Annotated in this window: 3 protein-coding genes and 1 pseudogene; 1 reads left to right on the top strand and 3 read right to left on the bottom strand. The window is 62.2% G+C overall.

Annotated elements, in window-relative coordinates; all coding sequences use genetic code 11:
• Positions 1 to 125: 125 nt before the first annotated feature.
• Positions 126 to 701: an N-acetylmuramoyl-L-alanine amidase gene (locus tag VFA16_RS16445; RefSeq protein ID WP_324968843.1), complete on the bottom strand. Its 576-nt coding sequence runs from the start codon at positions 699 to 701 to the stop codon at positions 126 to 128.
• Between the two features lie 381 nt (positions 702 to 1082).
• On the opposite strand from VFA16_RS16445, the gene VFA16_RS16440 reads away from it, so the two are divergent.
• Complete coding sequence (locus tag VFA16_RS16440) at positions 1083 to 2603, top strand: adenylate/guanylate cyclase domain-containing protein (RefSeq protein ID WP_324968842.1); 1521 nt, start codon at positions 1083 to 1085, stop codon at positions 2601 to 2603.
• A gap of 56 nt (positions 2604 to 2659) precedes the next feature.
• Here the strand turns inward: VFA16_RS16440 and VFA16_RS16435 are convergent, their stop codons facing one another.
• Positions 2660 to 3784 (bottom strand): 1,4-beta-xylanase, encoded by a 1125-nt coding sequence (locus VFA16_RS16435; protein WP_324968841.1) that lies wholly within the window; start codon positions 3782 to 3784, stop codon positions 2660 to 2662.
• Between the two features lie 77 nt (positions 3785 to 3861).
• Positions 3862 to 6024: pseudogene (locus VFA16_RS16430) on the bottom strand (hypothetical protein); the annotation flags it as partial.

Genomic DNA, 6024 nt, shown 5'->3' with positions numbered 1-6024 from the left:
CGTCGCGTGTTCCTCGACGCGGCAGGTATGTGGGGTCCGAGAGTTGTTGAGCAGCTTGACTTCTTGCGTGGTCGCGCTGCGCGGTTGCGGTTTTATTGAGCAACGCCGCCCGCGTGTGCGAATGATTAGCTGCCTGCCTCGATAGCCGCGACTCCTGCGGCAGCATCGGGTCCGCAAAAGCGCTGCAGATCTACTCCGCCAGCGGCAAGCAGATCGTCGATGCGGCGCTTGAGGTCACCCGAGGAGAGATGGGCATAGAGGGTCGCGCCTGGGCAAGAAGTCCGGGCTAGGTCCCGATGGCCCGCCAATGTATCGGTACGGATGCCAAACTGCTGTGCGGCCCATCCGAACGCGAGAGCCGCTCCTTGAAGCTGGGCCTCCGACACAGCCTCTTGATCGAAGTCCCCTTCGCAGAGGACTAGAAAATGGCCTGTGGTGTCGTAGTCCGTCGCAGTGTCGCCGGCAATCTCGGTACTCCGCAGTTCGTAGATGTTGCCATTGCGGTCGACGCCGACGTGATACGCGATGTCGATCCATCCCAGCTGGTCTTGGTGGTATCGCTGATCCTGACGCAGATGGCTTGGGGCGTTGCGGTTTTGGCCGAGGACTACGGCCTCGTGGTGAAGGGTCATACGGGTGATGGTGTGGGGTCTGCCCCCAGGGCGGGCAGGTCGTGCGCCCCAAGCATCTCGACAAATCATCCGAGCCGAAGTGGTGCTCAGGGCGGATGGGGGTGACGTTGTCGGGGCCGACGGTGGAGTTTTCGGCTGGCTGGCACCGGTTGTCGACGCCGCGGCAGGACTCGGAGTCGACGCTTGCCTCGGGGCTCCCGCAGACTTCGGGGCGGAGTCCATTCCTGCCTGACTTGAGCAGGCGCTGACCACAGACGCCAAACCGATGCCGCTGGCCAGCCGGAGCAAACGGCGGCGGCTGACCCAATCCGGGCCTTCATCGGGCCGGTCGGGGCCAACCGCATCCATGGCCTCACGATACGGACGTAATGATGGATCAACCGATCATGGTTGCTTCTGGTCGGATGTCAATCCAGGGCGAGCACTTGAGCGGACGCCTAGTCTCGCGTGATGGACCGCATTTGGCAGTGGGCGTGGGATCGGCACGGAACGAGATATTCGTGGGCGCTCTGCGCCATCACGATCCCTGTGGTGCTGCCGATCTACCTGGTTTTGTCCTTCGTCGTTGTCGCTTTCGAGGGATCTGCTCACTACGTCGAGGCGGCCGCCGTCACCTTTGTCGCTGTGCCGGTGCTGGTGTACGTGATGATTCTTCCCGGCCTGGGCCTTAGCCGCGTTATGGAGCAGTGGGCAGCGGGCCACGGGGTCGATCGGGTGAGGGCACTCGAGGCCACCTATACCTGGACTCGGGTGGTGGTTGCTCGAGCGGTGGGCATCAATGCTGTCTGGGCTGCCGTGCTAGCGGTCGTTGTCGGTGCGGTCGCCGGGGGAACCGTGTCGCGGATCATCCAGTACGCGATCCTGGGTGCCGTCCTGGGAACGGCAGTGCAGCTGATCGCTATTCATAGCTTCCCGGAAGCCCTTCTGCGCCCAGCGCGGGTCGCTATCGCCGGTGACACGGACGTCGGCGACTCCCTGCCCCGGTCTCGCCCGACTTTTGCCGCGTGGTCGAACGTGTCCATGCTCGCGGCCGTGTTCGCGTTCGCCGTCGCGGGCGCAATGCTGGCGGCCGTTGTTGACCGGGCCAGTGAGGTCCCCGTGCTCACCGTTGTGATCGGGTGTGCGTTGACCCTTGGCTTCGCGGTGCCGATCACCGTAGGCGCCGCCTTCTCACCGTCGCTGCAACCCATTCGCGATCTCGCCGCAGGAACTAAACGCGTTGCTGCCGGCGACTACAGCCAACGCTTGCCGGTCTATCAGGACGATGACCTGGGCGCGCTGGCGGCGTCGTTTAACCGCATGCAGGCCGGTTTGACTGAGAGGCAACGACTTCAGGCAGCGTTCGGGACCTATGTTGATCCAATTCTGGCGGCACGGTTACTGCAGCAGGGCGACGACGTCTTTACGGGTGAGCGTCGCGACGTAACCGTCATGTTCGTTGATATCCGCGACTTCACACCGTTCGCCGAGGCAAACACCGCCGAGGACACGGTCGCTCGCCTCAACGCCCTGTTCGAGATCGTCGTACCTGCCGTCGTCGACGCCGGTGGGCACGTCAATAAGTTCCTCGGTGATGGCGCTCTGGCCGTCTTCGGCGCCCCGAACGATCTTGCAGATCATGCCGACGCTGCTGTAAGCGCCGCCGTGCTGATTCACCGCCTCGTCGCCGAGCGATTCGGTGGCGCGCTTCGAATCGGCATCGGGATCAACACCGGTAAGGTGATCGCAGGCACCATCGGCGGCGGAGGAAAGCTCGAGTTCACCCTGATCGGCGACACCGTCAACGTCGCTGCCCGCGTCGAGCAACTCACCAAGACTACTGGTGACGCGATCCTTCTCACCCACCAGTCCGTCGACGCCCTGGTTGCTCGACCGCACGGACTTACCGACCGGGCATTTCACTCCCTGAAGGGCAAGTCGGCCGCCGTACAGGTCTTCGGCCTCGACCCAAAGACCACCTCATCTTGTTGATGCAGTCGGTTCCAGCCGCTCCCAGAACAGCAGCTGGCTGTCCGATTGGAGTGACCTTAGACCCTGCTCAGCTTGCTGATCGTTTGGATTTCGTTGTCCCGGTAAGGCCGTCCGTCAGATTGGACTAGGTCTTGAAACCACGTCTTCGGAACTGCCGTGTACGGGTGATCCCAGGAGTCCCACGGAAAGTATGTCTGGGTCTTTCCCGCAACCAAACCCCAGTTGATCGCACCAACGTTGTGCCGCTTCGCAACTGGCAGAACTCCGTCAACGGTACTGCCGAGCGTGCGAGCCAGGTACTCGGTGCACAGGATCGGCCGCCCCAATGGGGACAGTTCAGCGATCCGGGCCTCGAAGGCAGCCGGTTCGCCATAGCAGTGGAAGCTGACGACGTCGGAGTTTTCCAGTTGAATATTAGCGATTTCGCTGCGGCGCTGGCGATCTCCCCATTCGCCAGTCCACACGCCACTCGTTAATGGCTGAGATGGGTCAACGGAACGCGCCCATCCGAACGCCAGCGACAGCAGGTCGGCGACACGCTCCTGCTTGTCTTTCCTCTCAACCTTGCGATACGCGCGCGCCGGATTGTCGGGCTCATTCCACAGGTCCCAACCCAAAACGCGATCGTCCGTACGGAATTGGTTCAGCACTCCCGTGACGTAGTTGAGCAGAGTGCGACGGTAGTCGAGGTCATCGACGTGTTCAGCGCCTGGGCTTTGCACCCAACCGGAGTTGTGCACGCCAGGCTTGGGTGCGCGCTGGCGCCCCGGTTTGGGGAAGGGATCCCAACATGAGTCGAACAAGACAAAGAGTGGTTTGATGCGGTGGCGCGCCGCGATGCCGACAAACTGGGCGAGACGTTTTTGGAAGCCTCGTTGGTCGTGGGCCCAGAGCTGATCGTGCAGGAAGACCCGCACAGCGTTGAGCCCGTGCATCTGGGCCCAGCCCAGCTCGGTATCAATGCGCCGGGGGTCGAAGGTGTCGGCCTGAAACATCTCGAGCTGGTTGATGGCGTTAGAGGTGATGTAGTTGGCGCCGACAAGCCAACCTTGCGCTTGGTACCAGCGCGTGGCCCGGTCGGGCGACCACCGGCTCTGCTCTGCTGCGGCGGGCGGGACCTGCGTCACCGTGGAGGCCGCTGCGAGGGCCAGCGGTAGCTTTAGCAGCGTTCGACGCCTCACGAGGTGACGATATGAGATCGGTCGTGACGTTGTTGGAGAAAATGGTGCCAGAGCGGGCTGAGGTATCAGAGCGGTCCTTACGGCAGCGCTAGCGGGGGGCGATCGAGCTCGTCGAATCTGGCGAGCGCGGTATCGCGATCTGCCTCGTCGAAGACTTCGCAGCGGTTGATTCGGTCGCCTTCGACGGTTAAAAGAAGGATCATTGGCCACTCGGCATCCAAGCCTTCTTGCGAGGTTCCAGATGCCGCATAGGTGGCGACCGCTCCCAGCCTGGTGAGGCGATGCACTGCCTCGATATGCATTCTCAGGTTCGGCGTGACCTCCCATATGGCGCCCATGGCTGCTTGCCCTTCGGTCGCGTCGATTACGGCGAGCCGCCTGTGGTCGACGGTGACCCAATCCGCTGCCGGGAGTTCGTGCCGGTTGAACGCGGCGCATTCCCGCGCGATAACCGACCATGTCCGTGCGTAGGCGGCCGCTTCGCCAGCGATATACCGTGCATCGAGTTCCTCGAAGGCGGCGTCGATGTCGTCGACGTCGAAGTTGACAGTCGCCGTGATCCGTTCGTCGGGATCGATTTCGACGATGTTGAGTACCTCGGTGTGGAAGGCCTCGGGTCGCTCATCGCGGCCCGAGGATCGGGTGCGAGTGAGCACGAGACGCTCGCCTCTGACCGCGACGATGTCTGAGGCGATGGTCTTTGTGCCGACCTCGGCGAGTGCCGAAATCTCGGCGATCACAGCATCGCGGCCTTGCCGCAGACCGCCATTCACGACGCGACGACGATCGTCGGTGGAAACGCCATCGGCCAGGATCTCGCTTAAGGCGTCCCAGTCGCGCGACACGAAACACGCCCGAAATCGGTCGATTACCTGGCTCGCCACGTTTTCAAATCGCGGTGCTGGCCGACTGAGTTGGTCAAACCGCGCGAGTGCGGCGTCGAGCTCCGACTCGTCGTAGATCTCGCATCGGTTTACCAAGCCGCCTTTCACCGTCACAATGCTGATCTGCTGCCACTCCGCGTCGAAGCCCTCTTGCGAGGTCCCATAAACCGCATGAGTAACCACTGCTCCAAAACTATTGAGTCGGTGCACAGTCTGGATGTAGATGCTGGTCTGAGGCGTGAGATTCCATGTGGCTTGGAAGAATGCGGCCGGGTCACGGTACTCGAAAGTTGCGAGTGGACGATGATCGACGGTTACCCAGTCCGGCGTTGTCGCTGGAAGTTCATGCCGGTTGAAGCTTGTGTATACCCCTGCAATCGCCGACCACGTTTGCGAGTATGTGGCCGCTTCTCCGGCGACGTACCGAGTGTCGAGTTCTTCGAAGGCGGCATCGAGGTCGTCGGGGTCGAACACGACGATTGCGGCGATCTGATTGACGTCGTTGATATCGACGACGCAGAGTACCTCCACGAAGGCCAGCTCGGGGCCTTGATCGTCGGTCGAGCAGCGAGCACGCGCAAGTAGGAGCCGCCGTCCCCTGGTTGCAATCGCGGTGGACGTCAAAGTCGTGAACCCGAGGTCGACACCCGCGCGCATATTTGCCATCTGGCCGTCTCGATCGCGTGGAACTGCTTCACCCACCACTCGACGACGATCGTCGATCGAAAAGTCGTCTGCCATGAGCTTCGCCATCGCATCCCAGTCGCGGGCGAAGTACGAATTGAGACGGTCGTACGCCTGACTGGCCGCGTTTGCCAGCCGTGGTGCGGGCCTGCTGAGTTGTTCGAAGCGGGCAAGCGCGGCATCGAGGTCTGCCTCGTCAAACAGCTCAATGCGGTTGATCCGGTCGCTGTCGACGGTCACAAGGCCGATTTCTCGCCACTCTGCCTCGAAGCCCTGTTGCGATGTCCCATTTGCCGCTTGGCCGACGACCGCTCCAACGTCGCTCAGCCGATGCACGGCCTCGATGTAGACCCTGAGGTCCGGTACCTGGTCCCACAGTGCCTCGGTGTACGCGGTCATTTCACCGGCTGCGAACGCTGTCCCCCGACGGTGATCGATATTCAGCCAATCCGGTTTGAACTCGGGGAGTTCGCGCCTATTGATTGCCGCGTAGGCCTGCGCAATAACCGACCACGTGTGCGCATGAGCGGCGGCTTCGCCGCCGACATAGCGGGCATCGAGCTCTGCGAAAGCGGCGTCCATGTCATCGATGTCGAATACGGCGCCGCCCACAATCCGTTCGTCGTCGTCGATTTCGAGGACGTGTAGGTCAAGTGTATGGAACGGCTCTGG

This window comes from Mycobacterium sp., assembly GCF_035653355.1.
In the GTDB taxonomy this organism is placed as follows: Bacteria; Actinomycetota; Actinomycetes; order Mycobacteriales; family Mycobacteriaceae; genus Mycobacterium.
The sequence above is the reverse complement of the archived record's forward strand: the minus strand, read 5'-3'. Positions and strand labels throughout refer to the sequence as shown.

What these genes read in the sequence shown, in the direction of transcription:
- VFA16_RS16445 (WP_324968843.1), bottom strand. Translation starts at nt 701, where the DNA reads ATGATTTGTCGAGATGCTTGGGGCGCACGACCTGCCCGCCCTGGGGGC.
- VFA16_RS16440 (WP_324968842.1), top strand. Translation starts at nt 1,083, where the DNA reads ATGGACCGCATTTGGCAGTGGGCGTGGGATCGGCACGGAACGAGATAT.